Source organism: Erythrobacter sp. JB2-19 (assembly GCF_057365005.1).
The window spans coordinates 75,747-92,579 of the sequence record NZ_CP200290.1 but is presented as its reverse complement, the minus strand read 5'-3'; the positions used below and the strand labels follow the sequence as shown (position 1 = coordinate 92,579).

General features: G+C 56.6%; 17 protein-coding genes and 1 pseudogene. 10 read left to right on the top strand and 8 right to left on the bottom strand.

Annotated features, from left to right (window positions below; all coding sequences use genetic code 11):
- Nucleotides 1–67: 67 nt before the first annotated feature.
- The 9 genes and pseudogenes from AC0V6O_RS00450 to AC0V6O_RS00410 all read left to right on the top strand — a co-directional run bounded on the left by AC0V6O_RS00450 (nucleotide 68) and on the right by AC0V6O_RS00410 (nucleotide 7,097).
- Entirely contained in the window at nucleotides 68–1,039 is a 972-nt protein-coding gene (locus AC0V6O_RS00450; protein WP_486141036.1) for a ketoacyl-ACP synthase III, read from the top strand.
- Nucleotides 1,040–1,049: 10 nt separating this feature from the next.
- Nucleotides 1,050–1,271 carry a phosphopantetheine-binding protein gene (locus AC0V6O_RS00445; RefSeq protein WP_486141035.1) on the top strand — a complete coding sequence of 74 codons (222 nt, stop codon included), beginning with the start codon at nucleotides 1,050–1,052 and terminating at the stop codon, nucleotides 1,269–1,271.
- Between the two features lies 1 nt (nucleotide 1,272).
- Nucleotides 1,273–2,307 carry a ketoacyl-ACP synthase III gene (locus AC0V6O_RS00440; RefSeq protein WP_486141034.1) on the top strand — a complete coding sequence of 345 codons (1,035 nt, stop codon included), beginning with the start codon at nucleotides 1,273–1,275 and terminating at the stop codon, nucleotides 2,305–2,307.
- Nucleotides 2,307–3,065 (top strand): SDR family NAD(P)-dependent oxidoreductase, encoded by a 759-nt coding sequence (locus AC0V6O_RS00435; RefSeq protein WP_486141033.1) that lies wholly within the window; start codon nucleotides 2,307–2,309, stop codon nucleotides 3,063–3,065. The genes AC0V6O_RS00440 and AC0V6O_RS00435 overlap by 1 nt, the downstream gene beginning before the upstream one ends.
- On the top strand, nucleotides 3,062–3,709 hold the full coding sequence (locus tag AC0V6O_RS00430; RefSeq protein ID WP_486141032.1) for a PglD-related sugar-binding protein: 648 nt from the start codon (nucleotides 3,062–3,064) through the stop codon (nucleotides 3,707–3,709). The genes AC0V6O_RS00435 and AC0V6O_RS00430 overlap by 4 nt, the downstream gene beginning before the upstream one ends.
- 67 nt (nucleotides 3,710–3,776) lie before the next feature.
- Nucleotides 3,777–4,202: a GFA family protein gene (locus AC0V6O_RS00425; protein ID WP_486141031.1), complete on the top strand. Its 426-nt coding sequence runs from the start codon at nucleotides 3,777–3,779 to the stop codon at nucleotides 4,200–4,202.
- Nucleotides 4,203–4,420: 218 nt separating this feature from the next.
- Nucleotides 4,421–5,168: pseudogene (locus AC0V6O_RS00420) on the top strand (electron transfer flavoprotein subunit beta/FixA family protein).
- Nucleotides 5,169–5,202: 34 nt separating this feature from the next.
- Nucleotides 5,203–6,138, top strand: a complete 936-nt coding sequence (locus AC0V6O_RS00415; protein ID WP_486141030.1) for an electron transfer flavoprotein subunit alpha/FixB family protein — start codon at nucleotides 5,203–5,205, stop codon at nucleotides 6,136–6,138.
- A gap of 110 nt (nucleotides 6,139–6,248) precedes the next feature.
- Nucleotides 6,249–7,097, top strand: coding sequence for an energy transducer TonB (locus AC0V6O_RS00410; protein ID WP_486145435.1), 849 nt, complete (start codon nucleotides 6,249–6,251; stop codon nucleotides 7,095–7,097).
- Here AC0V6O_RS00410 and AC0V6O_RS00405 read toward each other — a convergent pair.
- From AC0V6O_RS00405 to AC0V6O_RS00375, 7 genes are all read right to left on the bottom strand, one after another.
- Nucleotides 7,094–7,570: a flagellar biosynthesis repressor FlbT gene (locus AC0V6O_RS00405; RefSeq protein ID WP_486141029.1), complete on the bottom strand. Its 477-nt coding sequence runs from the start codon at nucleotides 7,568–7,570 to the stop codon at nucleotides 7,094–7,096. The two genes, AC0V6O_RS00410 and AC0V6O_RS00405, sit on opposite strands and share 4 nt — an antisense overlap.
- Before the next feature lie 78 nt (nucleotides 7,571–7,648).
- Nucleotides 7,649–8,872: a DUF445 domain-containing protein gene (locus AC0V6O_RS00400; protein WP_486145433.1), complete on the bottom strand. Its 1,224-nt coding sequence runs from the start codon at nucleotides 8,870–8,872 to the stop codon at nucleotides 7,649–7,651.
- Between the two features lie 132 nt (nucleotides 8,873–9,004).
- Nucleotides 9,005–12,538 carry an efflux RND transporter permease subunit gene (locus AC0V6O_RS00395; protein WP_486141028.1) on the bottom strand — a complete coding sequence of 1,178 codons (3,534 nt, stop codon included), beginning with the start codon at nucleotides 12,536–12,538 and terminating at the stop codon, nucleotides 9,005–9,007.
- Between the two features lie 5 nt (nucleotides 12,539–12,543).
- Nucleotides 12,544–13,734, bottom strand: coding sequence for an efflux RND transporter periplasmic adaptor subunit (locus AC0V6O_RS00390; protein ID WP_486141027.1), 1,191 nt, complete (start codon nucleotides 13,732–13,734; stop codon nucleotides 12,544–12,546).
- A 217-nt stretch (nucleotides 13,735–13,951) separates the two neighbouring features.
- Nucleotides 13,952–14,218: a GlsB/YeaQ/YmgE family stress response membrane protein gene (locus tag AC0V6O_RS00385; RefSeq protein WP_472640291.1), complete on the bottom strand. Its 267-nt coding sequence runs from the start codon at nucleotides 14,216–14,218 to the stop codon at nucleotides 13,952–13,954.
- A gap of 163 nt (nucleotides 14,219–14,381) precedes the next feature.
- Nucleotides 14,382–14,681 carry a CtrA inhibitor SciP gene (gene sciP / locus AC0V6O_RS00380; protein ID WP_218316081.1) on the bottom strand — a complete coding sequence of 100 codons (300 nt, stop codon included), beginning with the start codon at nucleotides 14,679–14,681 and terminating at the stop codon, nucleotides 14,382–14,384.
- Nucleotides 14,674–15,075 carry a hypothetical protein gene (locus tag AC0V6O_RS00375; RefSeq protein ID WP_472640290.1) on the bottom strand — a complete coding sequence of 134 codons (402 nt, stop codon included), beginning with the start codon at nucleotides 15,073–15,075 and terminating at the stop codon, nucleotides 14,674–14,676. The genes sciP and AC0V6O_RS00375 overlap by 8 nt, the downstream gene beginning before the upstream one ends.
- A gap of 194 nt (nucleotides 15,076–15,269) precedes the next feature.
- Here AC0V6O_RS00375 and mnmA point away from each other — a divergent pair, with 194 nt between their 5' ends.
- Nucleotides 15,270–16,436, top strand: coding sequence for a tRNA 2-thiouridine(34) synthase MnmA (gene mnmA, locus AC0V6O_RS00370; RefSeq protein WP_486141026.1), 1,167 nt, complete (start codon nucleotides 15,270–15,272; stop codon nucleotides 16,434–16,436).
- A 17-nt stretch (nucleotides 16,437–16,453) separates the two neighbouring features.
- Here the strand turns inward: mnmA and AC0V6O_RS00365 are convergent, their stop codons facing one another.
- Nucleotides 16,454–16,804, bottom strand: a complete 351-nt coding sequence (locus AC0V6O_RS00365; protein ID WP_486141025.1) for a hypothetical protein — start codon at nucleotides 16,802–16,804, stop codon at nucleotides 16,454–16,456.
- Nucleotides 16,805–16,833 lie beyond the last annotated feature (29 nt).

Genomic DNA, 16,833 nt, shown 5'->3' with positions numbered 1-16,833 from the left:
TTTTAGATGCGACAGGCCTGACAGGTCAGTCGGGCACGCGTTTGTGCTTTGCAAAAGGACAAGTGCTATGAGCACACGGATCGAAGCCATCGCAATAGCGCTTCCAGATCAATTGCTAACCAACGAAGAGTTGGCCGCTAGCTTTCCTGGCTGGAGTGCAGAGAAGATATCCAAGAAGCTCGGGATCGAACAACGACACGTGCTTGGTCCCGATGAAACGCCCGTTGATATCGCAGTACAGGCGGCTAAAAACCTGTTCGCCAAACGCCCCGACCTGCGAGATGAGCTCGGTTATCTGATCTTTTGCACGCAATCCCCTGATTATATTTTGCCGACCAGCGCGTGTGTGATTCAGGACAGGCTGGAGCTGAAGCAATCAATTGGCGCGATTGATATCAACCAAGGATGTTCAGGCTACGTGCACGGACTGGCCCTGGCAAAATCACTGGTCGAAGCGGGCGTTGCCAAAACGGTCTTGCTGCTCACCGCAGACGGGTACTCCAAACTTGTAGGCAAGGACGATGCGAGCGTAAAAACCATCTTCGGCGATGCAGGAACGGCAACGCTTGTGACGCGTGACGACGCAAACAAGGCTGCGTTAGAAAACTTTGTCTTCGGTTCCGATGGCAGCGGCGCAGACAAACTCATCGTCAAAGAAAGCGGCATGCGCAGCAGTGGTGGTAAAAGCCAAGCCGATCTATACATGGATGGACCCGCTGTGTTGAATTTCACCTTGCGCGAAATACCGCCAATGTTCGAATCCATGCTGGAAAAATCTGGATTGGAAAGATCTGGGATCGAGTTTGCGATCTTGCATCAGGCAAATAGCTTCATATTGAAGCAATTGCAGCGCAAACTAGAATTGACCGACGAGCAAATGGTAATCGACTTCGCCGACGTTGGAAATACCGTATCCAGCACCATCCCGATTGCACTATCGAGAGCAATCGATAAAGGTACCTTGAAACGCGGCCAGACAGGCGTCCTACTCGGCTTTGGGGTGGGATTATCTTGGGCTGGCTGCACCGTAACTCTGTAAGGATTGTTTGATGAGTGATGAATTCCGCGAAGTCTTCGCTGATACTCTAGAAGTTGAAGAAGATGAGTTGGTTGAGGGCTATGTGCTCGAAGAGTCTGAGATGTGGGATTCGATGACGATCGTTACCGTAATCGCTCTCATTGATGAGCATTTTGGCAAGACTGCCGAAGGCGAAGCGTTGGCAGAATGCAAAACCTATGGCGAAGTTCTTAAGATTGCCGAAGGCGAGTGAGTTGAAAAACGAGGGTCTATCAAGTTTTAGCGGCATCGCTATTGATGCGATGGCAGCAGCAGTGCCTTCGAAAAATGTCACCAATGATGCGTTTGTCGAACGATTTGGCGAAAAATTCGCGCGCCGCTTCGGCAAGTCAACCGGAATACTGGAACGGCGGGTGGTGGAGAGTGAGACCACACTCGACCTTTGCGTTCGAGCAGCTGAAAGGCTAAACGAGGCAGGTCATTCATTTGAAGGTGTAGGCGCTGTTATCCTTGTCACCCAGACGCCGGACTATGACCTTCCCGCATCAGCATTAATCGCCCAAGATCGTCTCGGTCTGCCTCATTCAACGGCAGCATTTGACGTAAACCTCGGCTGTTCGGGATACACCTATGGCTTGTGGCTAGCAGCATCGCTCATATCGGGTGGCGGCGTTGATCGCGTGCTGCTGCTCGCAGGAGATACGAGCTCTCAAGTCGTAGATTCCAATCATCGATCAACCGCGCCAATCTTCGGAGACGGAGGCACTGCAACACTTATTAGTAAGCGTAGTGGGGCGAGCGAATGGCGTTTTCTAGTCGGATCTGATGGCTCAGGCAGCCGCGCAATCATTATGCCCGGCAGTGCTTCGCGCGATGCAAGTGCAGATCTCGACGAACTCTCTGGAGAGGTATCAGAAGGCCGTCTGTTCATGGACGGCGCAAGCGTTTTTGGCTTCGCGACCACGGTTGTGCCGGATGCAATTACAAATTTGCTAGATTACTCTGGTTCGTCACCAGAAACGATTGAGCGGCTCTACCTCCATCAGGCAAACGAACTTATCCTTAAGACGATTGGCCGAAAAGCTGGATTTGATGCAGAGAAGGTGGTTGTTAATCTTGATCGCTATGGCAACACTTCGAGCGCGTCGATCCCCCTTGCATTCATCACTGATGGACCTGAGGAACCTCATCAAGCAGTAATGTGCGGTTTTGGCGTTGGGCTTTCATGGTCAGCGCTGGTCGCCGAATTTGGCGCCATCCCGCGATATTTGGTCGATGAGGCTGCTTAATGTTTGAAGCCAACTTTCTTCAAGGTAAGTCAATTCTCGTAACCGGCGCATCTTCTGGTTTGGGGCGAGACTTTGCGGTCACAGCATCTCTGTATGGAGCGCAGATATTGGCCTTTGGCCGGGACGAGGAACGTCTGAGCAAGACGATTGCAGACTGTGCTGGCAGCGGACACGCAATGTACGTTGATCCCATCGAAAGCCTTGATGCGTTCGCTTTGGCCATTCGTGCTGCCGCAAAAGAACACGGCCCAGTTTATGGCATGTACCACTGCGCTGGAGCCAATACGATCCAGTCTATGAAAGGCAGTTCAGACCGCACTTTTGATCTACTCTACAACGCCTCGGTCCGGGGCGCCTCAGCGATTATTGCTACCGCCCTCAGAAAGGCCGTCATGGAAGAGGGAGGACGCATTGTACTGATGTCGTCAGCCAGCGCCTTCAAGCCTGCCCAGGGCCTTGCGCTTTATGGCTCTGCAAAGGCAGCGATTGCGCAGCTGGCTAGTATTTCAGCGCCTGAATGTGCCAAACGCGGAGTCACTGTGAATACAATTGCTGCTGGCAATGTCGTTACAGAAATGCACCAAAAATACGTTGATGGCGGAGTGAACAACGCGAGTGAGCGTATCGAGGCACAATACCCACTTGGCTTTGGGCAGCCGGAAGACGTGACCAATTTGGCGCTATATTTGATGTCTCCTGGCGGTCGCTGGATGACGGGCGAGTCGATCTTGCTCGATGGAGGTTTTAGGCCAGCATGACAAAACTGATCATTGTCGGCGCTGGCGGTTTTGGCGGGGAAGTCGCCATGATCGCGGACGCGATGCGGGCCGCTGGGACGGCGCAATTTGAAGATTTAGTCTTCATTGATGACGACCCTTCTTACATGCAAGAACGCGGTCGGGGCGGTGAGATAATCGGCAAGATCGCCGATCATTTTGTCGACCAAGAGGCACTGTATATTTGCGCCATCGGCAATCCACTAACCAAGAGGTATGTCTGCGAAAAGCTTGAGCGCGCCAATGCCAAGTTTACCCGTCTCATACATCCGGTCAGCCAAATTGATGCATCGGCCGAATTAGGAGCTGGAACGATTGTCGCCTTTGCTGGCGGCGTATACCCATTTGCGAAAACCGGTCGCCACGTGCACATCAACGCCTATTCTGGGTTGGGTCATGACGCAACGGTCGGTGACTTTGCCACTCTCAGTGCGCATGTTGATATAACCGGCGGTGTTACGGTCGAAGAAGGCGCGTTCTTCGGCACGCATTCTTGTGTGTTGCCAGGCCACACAATTGGCCAATGGGCGCGCATTGGGGCTGGCTGCACTATTGCCCGTAAAGTCGCGCCCGAAGCCATTATTTATTCGGAACCACCAAAGTTTCTATCACGGGGAAAGCGATAGAGGTCGGAGAACCGCTCTTGGAAGAGCGGAACGCTCGTGAGTTAGGGTCCTTTAGTGGACATCGCCGGTGCGGCGGAGTGCAGTTCAAGGTCGACGGACCTCCGCTTCTCACCGCTGCCTGCCACTAGAGGGCTGTCAGCGCATGACTGGCGGTCCATATTCCTTGAACGCGCTCTACAAAGAAGAGCGCTTCCGCGTAACGGGAGGTAGCACGGCACTCGGTGGTCTCAAGGAAGCCACGCAGCACTTCTTTTGGCCAGAATGCCTAAGCTGGATGTTCACTCGGCCAGCCGGACTTCACGATATGGTCAACATTCGCACCTCGTTGCTCACGCAGGCCCGTGAGTTTCCTCCCTTTATTGAGCTTTACACTGATGAAGGCCTGGAAGCCGCCGTGAATGTCGCGCCGCACAGTTTTGCCACCGCGCCGGACATCGATGCATTTCTTACGCTCTCTCAAAGTTATCAGAGCTGGGATAAGCGGCCTCACTAACCCGCCTGTACTGCACGCCCCACCCAAGGCAGTTTCAGAGCACGCAACAGAGCCTGCAAAGCTCTCAAAAAGGCAGGCTTGACCTAGAGCGATCAGCACGCAAGGACTGCCTGCGAAATATGCACTTGGGACTCCGGCGCTGCTTGACGTTTACGTAAACGCAAGATAGGGCGGTTTTCAGTAAATTTGCGCCTGGGCGCCATAAGGAAGGAACTGCGATGAAAATCCTCGTCCCCGTCAAACGGGTGATTGATTATAACGTGAAACCGCGCGTTAAGGCCGACGGCACAGGCGTTGATCTGGCCAATGTCAAAATGAGCATGAACCCATTTGATGAAATCGCTGTCGAAGAGGCGATTCGCATCAAAGAGGCGGGCAAAGCCGAAGAAATCGTCGCTGTATCGATTGGTCCGGCCAAGGCTCAGGAAACGCTGCGCACCGCGCTCGCCATGGGCGCAGACCGCGCGATCCTGGTCGAAACCGATGAAGAAGTTGAGCCGCTTGCCGTTGCGAAAATTCTGAAAGCGATCGCTGACGAAGAACAGCCCGGTCTCGTGCTGCTCGGCAAGCAATCGATCTCCGACGATCTCGAACCAAACTGGCCAAATGCTCGCTGCCTTAATGGGCCGCCCGCAAGGCACGTTTGCGAACACCGTCGCAGTTGACGGCGACAGCGTAGAAGTGAAGCGCGAAGTCGATGGCGGTCTGGAAACCGTCAAGCTGACGCTGCCAGCGATTGTCACCACTGACCTGCGTCTCAACGAGCCGCGCTACGCTTCGCTGCCGAACATCATGAAGGCGAAGAAGAAGCCGCTCGACAGCAAAACCCCAGCCGATTTCGGTGTCGATGTGACCCCGCGCCTCACGACCACCAATGTCGCTGAGCCGCCCGTTCGTCAGGCCGGTGAAAAGGTCGCCGACGTCGATGCGCTGGTTGAAAAGATCAAGGCTCTGGGCATCGCGTGAAGCGCGTGCCTGAGCAGGATAAGGAACAAAGACCATGAACACTCTGGTTCTCGTCGAACACGACAATTCATCCGTCAATGACGCCACACTGGCTGTCGTTACCGCCGCTGGCAAGCTGGGCGATGTGACCGCGCTGGTCGCGGGCCACAATTGCGGCGCCGTTGCTGATGGCGCTGCGCAGATCGCGGGCGTTTCAAAAGTGCTGAAGGCGGATGATGCCGCTTACGCGAATGGCCTCGCTGAAAACGTTGCACCATTGGTCGCTGGCCTGATGGAAGGTTATGACGCTTTCCTCGCCCCGGCGACGACGAGCGGTAAGAACATCGCTCCGCGCGTTGCAGCGCACCTTGATGTAATGCAAATTTCCGACATTCTCTCGGTCGAAGGCGGCAAGACATTCACCCGTCCGATCTATGCCGGCAACGCCATCGCCACTGTCGAAAGCGCCGATCCCAAGCTGGTGATCACCGTTCGCGGCACGGCCTTTGACAAGGCGGAGACCAGCGGCGGATCAGCCTCGGTTGAAGACGCAAGCGGCCCTGGCGATGCGGGCATCTCCAGCTTTGTCAGCAGCGAAATCGCTGATGGCGGCGACCGTCCAGAACTCGCCAGCGCTGGCGTGATCGTTTCTGGGGGGCGTGCGCTGAAAGACAGCGAAACCTTCGAAAGCGTCATCACCCCGCTGGCTGACAAGCTTGGCGCGGCCATTGGCGCATCACGCGCTGCGGTGGATGCGGGCTATGTCCCGAACGATTATCAAGTCGGCCAAACCGGCAAGATCGTCGCTCCAGAGGTCTATATCGCGATCGGTATCTCCGGCGCGATCCAGCACCTTGCGGGCATGAAGGACTCCAAAGTGATCATCGCGATCAACAAGGATGAAGATGCACCGATCTTCCAAGTGGCGGACATCGGTCTGGTCGCCGATCTGTTCAATGCAGTACCAGAGTTGACGCAAAAGCTCGGCTAAACGGCCGCCCTGCATAAAGACTTAAGGTTGAAGCTAACCTCCGTCCCGTTATTGTGGGGCGGAGGTTTTGCTTTGTGAGGGCATATATGCGGTTAGGATTGAAAGTATTGGTGGCGGCCGCTTTGGGTATCGGCGCCGCGAGTCCAGCGTATGCCAAGGCAGAGCCGGTCGTGCTTGAGCCAAGTTCCAAATGGAATGTTGATTTTGCCGCCGAGAAATGCCGCCTTGCCCGCGTGTTTGGCGATGGGGAGAACCGCCATGTCCTGTTTTTTGAGCAATGGGGACCGAAGGCAACCTTTGGCTTCACCGCATCAGGACCGGGCTTCGATCGTTTCCGTGCCTATAAGCCTGTCGATGTGAAATTCTCCAACGCCCAAGAGCCGCGTGAAACGCAGCCATTCATGGGCACAATCGAGAGCGTGGGCGACGCTATCATCTACTCCACGATGACACTTGAAGACCAAGATCAAGGCTACATGCTTGGCATCCTCCCACAGTTAAACACTGAAAAAGCAAGTTCCGTCGAATTCGTGGAGTTCAAGCAACGTAACCGAAGCGTGATGTTCAAAACGGGCGAACTCGGTGAAGTCTTCAAAGTGCTCAACCAGTGCACGCAAAGTCTTGTCAGCGAATGGGGACTGGACGTCGAAAAGCATAAGAGCGCTACAAAGGCCCCTGAATGGATAAACGAAGATGTGGTTGTTCAGAGAATTGCCGATAATTATCCAAGAACAGCGTTGCGCAAAGGCGAGCAAGGCATTGTCCGACTGCGTGTAAATGTCGACCGGAGCGGGAGCGTAACCAGTTGTGTCATCAACGAGACGACGCTCAACAAATCACTCGAATCCCCCGCATGCAAAGAGATGACCAAAGCGCGTTTTGAGCCGGCCTTAGATGCCAATGGTGCACCGATGGCATCGTACTATCTGACTTCGATCACATACAAAGTGAACAACTAAACCGCACCGTTCGATACGATCTGCTCCCGCCGCTTAGCAGGTGCCCTGCGAGAGCTGGCCGCGCACTTTGCCTTAGCCACATTCGCTTCTGCCAATCGGCGCGCGCTCGCCAGCGCGGCCTCTGCATCGCCAGTGACCAGAGCCGCGGCGCAGGCTGCGCATTCTTTCTGCGACTGGTGGGTGCGATCCTGCGCTACAACCTCGCTAAGGGCGGCAAACAACTGGAAACGCCCAAGCTCAAAGGCTTGCGGTGTCGTGCAAGCCTCTAACGTCGCATAATACAGCGCATCCGCACTGCTAGAGCGTTCACGCTGACTGCGCCACAGCGCCCGGCCAGTGAGCACATAAGCACCTGATCCAACCTCAAGCTGGCACGCCCGCTGCGCAGTCACCAAAGCGCCATTGATCACCGCCTGCGCTCCGGCGGCGAGGGAGATCGTTTTTGGGGCAGGTGCTGGTTCTTCGATAGGCATGCACTGCTGCTAGCGCCTATTGCCAAACTGAGAACTGCGAGGGGCCTGCGTAATTCCCCGCAGGAGGCAAAGTTTCCACTACATAAAGCCGATGATGAAATGGATCGTCATACCGACCAGCCCACCCACCAAAGTGCCGTTGATGCGGATGAACTGAAGATCGCGCCCGACCGCGCTTTCGATCCGCCCGGTAATCGTTGTCGCATCCCAGCGTTTCACCGTGTCAGACACCAGAGTCACAATTTCACCGCCATAGCGGGTCGCAACGCCCACCAGAGTGCGCCGCGCGAAACGATTGATCTGAAGTTGTAAGCGCTCATCCTGTTTAAGCGCGCTGCCAAGCTCGGACAGACCTTTACGCATTTCATTGCCGAGTTCGCTGTCTGCTTCACGCGCGCGGCGGATAAGTGACCTGCGAATGCGCTCCCACACGCCCATCCACCATTCGGCCACCGCCGGATTTTCGATGAGGTCGCGCTTCATGCTCTCGACGCGCTCACGGGTGTCGGGATCATGCTGCAAGTCTTGCGAAAGCTTCGCCAGCCCCTCTTCAATCTTACTGCGCAGTGGGTGCTCGGGATCGACCAGAACCTCCGCCAGCAGTTTATAGAGGCCATCCAGCACAGAGCCAGAAATCCGCTCGTCAAGGCCGGTCCAGCGCAGCACCGCATTGGCGCGGGCATGGATCACCTCGCGCACCGTCTCTTCATTATCCTCCAGCGTCAGACCCGCCCATCGGATAAAGCCATCCATCAAAGGCATGTGGCGCCCATCGGCGATTGCGCTTTCGAGCATTCGGCCCACTAGCGGCGAGATATCAATCTTGGCAAATTGGTTGCCCAGCCCGCTGCGCACTTGGTTGCCAAGCCGGTCAGGATCGAGCGATTCGAGCACTTCGGCCAGCAATTCGGCGGCCCCTCCCGTAATGCGGGAGCGAGGGTCAGGGCCATCCTCCGTGCGCGCCGGAGCCACCAGGAAATCGCCCACCGCGCGCGCGACATTCATGCCCGCCATGCGCCGCGCCACAACCGCCGGGGTCAGGAAATTCTCCTGGAGAAACTGCGCCATAGTGTCAGCAATGCGGTCTTTGTTTTCAGGGATAATCGCCGTGTGCGGGATCGGCAGGCCTAACGGGTGGCGAAACAGAGCGGTGACCGCGAACCAATCGGCCAAGCCGCCGACCATTGCAGCCTCAGCAAAGGCATTCACATAGCCCCATGCCGGATGCAGTTCGACATAGGGATGCGTCGTAAAAAACAGCAGCGCCATCGCCGCAAGCAGCCCGGTCGCTGTCCAGCGCATACGCCGCGCACGGTCCTCAGTCAGCGCTTCACCGCCGAACTTTAGTGGAATTGGCTGAGCATCAGACATGGCCGCGCGCCTAGCATGCCGCTGGGATTTGCAACACTGTGGCTGGCATTAGCGCGAGATCACTCACTCGGCAGGCTCTGCCCCGGGCGGCAAACGGGTTGCCGGAGTCGCCGAAGGCTTAGGCTCGCCGCCCGCCTCAGGCACATCAGACACCGCTTGGGTGTTGCTGCTATCTTCATCTCCGGGACGATAGGTAAGGAAGCGTTGGCGCATCCAAGGCCCAGCGCGCCGCTCAAAGCTATCAGCCAGACTGAAACCAGCTGGAACGATCAGCAGCGTCAGGACCGTCGACAGGATCAGGCCGCCAATCACCACAACGCCCATGGGTTGGCGCCATGCGCCATCACCCGACAGCGACAGCGCCGTTGGCACCATGCCAGCGGTCATTGCGACTGTCGTCATCACAACCGGCTGCGCACGCTTATGGCCCGCCTCCATGATCGCTTTGAATTGATCGGTGCCGTCGGCCATTTCCTCAATCGCAAAGTCTATCAAGAGAATCGAGTTTTTCGACACAATTCCAAGCAAGAGCAGGATACCGATCATCACCGGCATAGAGAGCGGCTGCCCCACGATCCAGACGAGGAAAATTCCGCCCAATGGCGCAAGGGCCAGTGATGTCATATTCACCAGCGGGCTCATCAAACGTTTATACAGCAGTACCAGAACCGCAAAGACAAGCAGAACGCCTGCGAGAATGGCAATCTTGAAGTTGTCAGCAAGCTCTTTTTCTACATCAGCTGCGCCAATGGAATCGCGGATGACACCAGTTGGCAAATCAAGCAGGGTTGGCAGCTGTTCAATCTGCGCATTCACATCGCCGCGTAGAAAGCCAGAGGCCAAGTCAGCGCCGATGAAAACACGGCGGTTCTGATTGTAGCGTTGAATAGAGGTTGGCCCCGAACCAAACGAGATATCAGCAATAGTGCCAAGCGGCACCGATCCGCCGCTCGCTGTCGGAACAGGCAGGTTTTCAAGTGTTGTCAAATCTTCGCGGGAAGAGGCCGGCAATCGAACCGAAATCGGCACTTGGCGATCAGACAGTGAGAACTTCGCGGAGTTCTGCTCAATCTCGCCCATCGTTGCAATTCGGATGGTTTGGCTGAGCGCAACAGTTGATACACCGAGATCCGCAAGCAGTTCCTGGCGCGGACGGATGATAATTTCCGGGCGAGGGATGTCAGCACTGATACGCGGAGCAACGACCGAGTCGAGCTTTTGCATATCCTCGACGACCTGCGCAGCAGTGGCATTGAGCAAGGCCGGGTCAGAACCCGCCAACATAATGGTGAAGTCGCGGCCGCTGCCGCCACCACCGGGCCCATTATCGTTTTGGAAGCGCACACGCGCATCCGCAATACGGGCAAGCTCGGGAGCCAGATCGCGGGTGAATTCGACCGAGGTTTTTGAGCGATCTTCCTTCAAGGTGACGAACATGGTCGCTTGGCCTTCGCGCACTCGCTCAAGCGCCAGCTCCACATCATCTTGCGCATACATCAAGGCAGAAACCTGATCGGTTACGCGCTCGGTATCCGCCAGCGTCGTGCCAGGGACCATCTCGATCTCAACCCGAACATTCTCATCATCAATGTCTGGAAACGCCTGAAACGGCGTTTGCTGCATCAACAAAATGGTCAGCAGCAGCGCGAAATATCCAACGCCCAGCATCCAAACCCGGTGGTCGAAGAAACGCGCGGTCATGTACTTCACGCTGTGCGAAAACTGTCCGCTGCTGAAACGGCTGAGCAATTGGATGAGTTTGAAGACCACCCAACCGGCCAAAAAGCCGACGGCAAGACCCAGGGTCAGGAACAGCAGCTCAAAGACCTTCGAAACCAGCCCGAATGCGAAGGAGTTTGGATCGCTGGAAACGAGCGCGCCAACCTTGGCAGGAATGTCGAGGCCCGAGACGATGCTAAAGCTCATGAACAAACCGGCCGCCGACGCCGCAAGCAATGCAAAGACTGTGAGCAGCAAGGACAGCACATAGAGCCAGCGATAACGCGGAGCGTCCACGCCTTCACGGCGCTCCAGCATCTTGGTCTTATCGAGCGACCAATTGAGGACCCGCATATAGCGATCCATCCACTTGCCCTCGCCATGCGCGGCGTGCCCTTCTGCGCGCAGGAAATAGGCGGCAAGCATCGGTGTGATCATCCGCGCCACGGCCAAGCTCATTAAGACCGCGATCACGACTGTCAGGCCGAAGTTCTTGAAGAACTGACCTGTAATGCCCGGCATCAAGCCAACGGGGAAGAACACCGCGATGATGCAAAAGCTGGTCGCGACCACCGGCAGGCCAATTTCATCCGCCGCATCAATCGATGCTTCATAGGCAGATTTGCCCATTCGCATGTGTCTGACGATGTTTTCAATTTCAACAATGGCATCATCAACCAAGACCCCCGCGACTAGGCCGAGCGCCAGCAAAGACATTTGGTTGAGGTTGAAGCCGATCAGATCCATGAACCAGAAGGTCGGGATTGCCGACAGCGGGATCGCAATCGATGAGATCATCGTCGCGCGCCAATCGCGCAGGAAGAAGAACACCACCACAACAGCCAATACAGCCCCCTCCACCATGGCGGAGATCGAGCTGGTGTATTGGTCCTTCGTGTATTTGACGGTGTTGAACAGCGGGATGAATTTCACCCCGGGGTTCTCCGCCTCAATCTGATCGATGATGGTCAGCGCTTCTTCGTAGACCGTGACGTCAGATGCGCCTTTCGCGCGCGACATGAAGAAGTTCACGACCTCCTTATCACGCACCTTGCTGATCGTGGTCCGCTCAGAATAGCCATCACGCACGCGGGCCACGTCGGCCAGCTTGATCGACGTGCCATTGTTCAGACGGATCTGGCGCTGCGACAATTCGAACGCGCTTTCGGTATTGCCCAATACGCGCACCGATTGCCGCGCGCCGCCAATCTCAGCCATGCCGCCAGCCGCATCAACATTGTCGAGACGTAGCACTTGGTTGATTTGGCTGGCTGTGACGCCGAGCGCGGACAGCCGCGCCGGATCAAGAATGACCTCAATTTCGCGGTTTACCCCGCCCCAGCGGCCAGCCTCAGCCATGCCTTCGACAGACAGCAATTGTTTTGAAACGGTGTCATCGATGAACCAGCTGAGCTGTTCAATCGTCATATCGTCCGCTTCAACGGCGTAAATGCCGAGGAAACCGCCGGCAATGTCGACCTTGCTAACCCGCGGTTCTAAAATCCCATCGGGCAGGTTCCCGCGCGTGCTATCGACCGCATTTTTAACCTCAGCAACAGCTACATTGGGATCAATGCCAAGCTCGAACTCGACGAAAGTGTTCGAGCTTCCCTCGCGCGCAGTAGAAGAAATGTTGCGCACACCGCTAAGCGACCGCACCGCAGATTCGACCTGCTGCGTGATTTGGTTTTCAATCTCAGTCGGGGCTGCACCGGGCTGAGAAATGGTGACGTTCACGCCCGGAAATTCAATGTCCGGGTTATTCACCACATCCATTTTGTTAAAGCTGAGCAAGCCCGCCAAGAACATTGCGGTAAACGCAACCAGCGGAATCACTGGATTGCGGATTGACCAAGCAGAGATGTTCCGAAAACCCATGGCTATTAGCTATCCTCTAGCATTTTGGGCGAGACCGCTTCGCCTTCGGTCAGGAAGCCGCCGGCGCGCAGCACAATCTGCTCACTGCCATTCAATCCTTCAGTCACGACAATACCATCAGGTGTTACCATGCCAGTTTTGATTGAACGTCGCTCGGCCTTCTTCTCATCGCTGACGATGTAGACAAAACTGCCTTCGCTATCGGCCAAGACCGAACTCTCTGGCAAAATCGTGGCGACTACAGTGCCACTTTTGATTTCCGCCGTGGCAAAGCCGCCAGGCCGCAATTCCGGCGCATAAGACAGCGCAACGCGCGCGATGCCTTGGCGGTTTTGCGGATCGATAACCGGGGAGACTTGCCACACTTGACCCGTGAAACTCTTGCTCGATCCGGTTGGAACAACAGTGGCCGCTACGCCCTGACCCAAAACTGCGATTTGTTCCTGACTCAGCTGAGCGAGCATTTCCATCTCGCCGCCACGCGCGATCCGGAACAGGCTTGGCGTGCCAGCAGAAACCGTTTGTCCCGGTTCAACATTGCGCTCAAGCAGCAGGCCCGCCGCCGGAGCGACGATATTGAGACGCGCGGCCCGCGCGCGCAGCTCGCGCAATTGCGCCTCAGCCACTTGAACCCTGGCATTTGCAGAATCGCGGGTTGCGGTAAGGCGATCTACGTCAGCCTTGGAAACAAATCCGCGCTCAACCAATTGCAACGCACGGTCGAGATTGGCCTGGGCCAATTGCGCATCCGCCTTGGCAACGCCGATCTGGGCCGATTGCGCCTGAGCCTGCTGTGATTGGACCGAACGATCGATCACGGCTAGCACTTGGCCCTGACGCACCCAATCACCCGCATCCACTGGAACGGAGACAACTCGGCCGCCTTCGCCAACCACACCAACCGGCATCTCGCGCCGCGCGGCCAAAGTGCCGGGCGCAGAGATCACACCTTCTACAGTGGTTTTGCCCGGCGCAACCACGGTTACGACCGGCGCCTGAGCATTGTCATCGCCCGCCCCCACACCGTCGTCAGAGGTCAGCACTACATAGGCGGCAATGGCCAGTAGCAAGCCAATGATCCCGATCCCGATCAGCACCACTGGGCGCGACACGCGCGACTTATCCGCAGCGGCGCCAGACAAGTCCGTCGGCACGCTATCGGCAGCCTCTGCAGTGATGGAACTTTCGTAATTCATGGCTAAACCTCAAGTGTATCGCACAGGTGTGTTATACTCATAAGTCACCTTGTGCAATCCCTCATACGCCGCTGTAAGCTATCGGGCAATGCGCGGTTCGACTGATGACTTTGAGCATAGACGAGCGGCATGACGCATAAGTTCCTAAGCACACACGAAAAAGAGCGAGGCAGCCACCGCTACCCCGCTCCAATAATGCTATTTGACCGTGGCTCTTTTAGCGCACGCTGCCACGCTTGATCAGGTTAACAATGCCGAGCAGCACGACGGCGCCGACAACAGCAACGCCCAGACCGATCAATGAGAACTCTTGGACGCTACCGCTAATGCCCAAAAGCGGGCCAACGATTGCATTGCCGACCACCGAGCCAACACAGCCCACGACAATGTTCCAAAAGATGCCCATTGAAGCATCGCGGTTCATAACCAAGCTAGCGAGCCAACCGGCCACGCCGCCGACGATAAGAGCAATAATCCAACCCATAATGATCCCTCCTGAGGTTTTCTTTATCAGCAGCGATCCGGCCAAGGCGCGAATCCACTGCGTCCCGCGCTATTTAAAGCGCGAGAACGACAGGATGCTAGGAGGTTTTACAAGTTTGTGCGAATCTGGCCCCGGAAAAGGCTCAGGAGCGCGCGTCTAAAGGTCAGTATTTAAGCTGACGCTCGTAGAGGTCGCGGTAATGCTGAATGCGGGTCACCCGCAGGCCTTGCATGCCCGAACGATCAACCGCGCGCTGCCAAGATGCGAACTCTTCCAGAGTCAGCCCATAGCGCTCCAGCACTTCGTCAATGGTCAAGAGACCGCCGTTAACTGCAGCCACGACTTCAGCCTTGCGACGCACAACCCAACGCTTCGTTTTGGGCGAAGGCAAGTCATCAATTGTCAATGGTTCACCAAGTGGACCAATGACCTGCGCGGGGCGGATGTCCTGATTTTCAATCATTTATAGTCTCTCGATCGCCTCTTACCGCGTTCTCTTCGTGTTGAAGCCTTATAGTGGCTGAGGCTTTGCAACCCTCTAAATCAATAGGGTTAACGGGCCGTTCGCTTTCTCCAATCGCAGCAAAATAACTTGCTGCCGCATCTCCAAAGCTCGCGACGCTAACAGATCCATGAACCGCATCACGGCGCAATACGGCGCGAAGGTCATGCGCTGCGTTGATCCGTGCGGTCAGTTCATTCCATCCGATTGCACGCAGAGCATCGCCAGCCCGATCATCGTCCATGCCATTGGCACCGGCGTCGATCAGGGTCAGCGATGTCGGCACGGCGATGCCAGCTGCAGCCAGCTCGGCCTGCATCTGAGCGCTGTGAATCGGTGAAACGTTTTCGAACATTCGCTCGTCTCTAAGGCAAGCATGTCAACATGAGGTAAAACTCACATTTACCTGCTCTTAGGACTATTGGCGGGTGCGCATTCAAGTATTCGCAAGTTCTCGCGGTGCGCGTTTCAGCCCGTCGCCCGGCCCTGGAGCGGGTCTCGCAAAGCACTGGAACCCGCAGCAAAGCGGGTGTAAAGGCGCCCTCTGCAATGACTGAAAACACAATTCTTGATGCCGGTCCGGTCTTCGGGCTCGATAGCGCCGCCCTGTTCGACTTGCCGAAACCAGCGAGCGAATCGCGCATCGTCGTGGCGATGAGCGGCGGAGTCGATTCCTCTGTGGTCGCGGCATTGGCCGCGGATACGGGCGCGGAAGTGATTGGGATCACACTGCAGCTTTATGATTATGGCGCTGCGACGGGCCGCAAAGGCGCATGCTGCGCTGGTGATGACATTCAAGATGCCCGAGCGGTGTGCGATCGTCTGGGCATTGCCCATTACGTATTCGATCATGAAAGCGCCTTTCGCGAAGACGTCGTCGAGCAGTTCGCCGATGAATATCTGGCAGGCCGCACTCCGGTGCCCTGCATCCGTTGCAATATGGGGCCCAAATTCACCGATCTGTTTCGCATGGCGCGCGAGCTGGGCGCTGACTGCCTCGCCACCGGTCACTATGTCCGGCGGATAATGGAAGGCGGCGGGCCGGAGCTTTATCGTGCGGTCGATCCTTCACGCGATCAATCCTATTTCCTCTATGCCACCACGCAGGAGCAATTGGACTATATCCGTTTTCCGCTGGGCGGTCTGCCCAAGACGCAGGTGCGCGAGCTTGCGGAAGCGGCGGCGTTGCGCAATGCGGCGAAGCCTGACAGCCAAGACATCTGCTTCGTCCCGGATGGCAATTACGCCAAGATCGTGAAATCGCTGCGGCCAGAAGGCGGCATTCCGGGCGGCATTGTGCACGCACAAACTGGCGAGACCCTGGGCATGCACAAGGGGATCGTCCATTTCACTGTTGGCCAGCGCAAGGGGCTGGATATCGGCGGACAGCCAGAGCCGCTCTATGTCGTTGGCCTGGACGCTGACAGCCGCGAAGTCCGCGTCGGCCCGAAAGTCATGCTGGCGGTGAGCGAGGCAAAGGTCATTGAGACCAACCGGATTGGTCCGCTGCCAGACGCTCCGCTGACCGCGAAGGTGCGCAGCCTTGCCAAACCTGTGTCGATTGAGCTGATCGGTGAGCTGGGCGATGGCGCGACCTGCTCCATCCGATTTGCCGAGCCAGAATTTGGCGTCGCGCCCGGCCAGGCCGCAGTGATCTATTGCGGAGAGCGAGTGGTCGGCGGCGGCTGGATTGATGGGACAACCGCGGCAGCTTAGAATTAGGTGAGCTGCTTTCAGCCCTCCCACTTCTCCAACACACAACCATAGCCCTCACGGTGGGTCGCAGTTGCATCGGTGATCAATGGGAAGCGCGCGGTTACGCTTTTCACCTCAACATTATCGACCAGAGTGATCAGCTCCATCCCGGCAAGCTTGTCTTTCTTGCAATCCTCCAGGCTGCGCCCCGCCACAAATCGGCATGAGCAGGCAATCCGCGCAGCGTAGGTCGTACCGGCGTTCGCATAGCCGCGCACAGGCTCGCGATAGATCCATGCCGTGACCGCCAAAGCGACAATGATGAGGAGGAAAAGCCACAGTCCCACTCGCGATGTTCGCTTGGCGCGCGGGCGCGTTGAATTTGCCATTGCTAAACCGTGATCCTTGGGGAATTGAG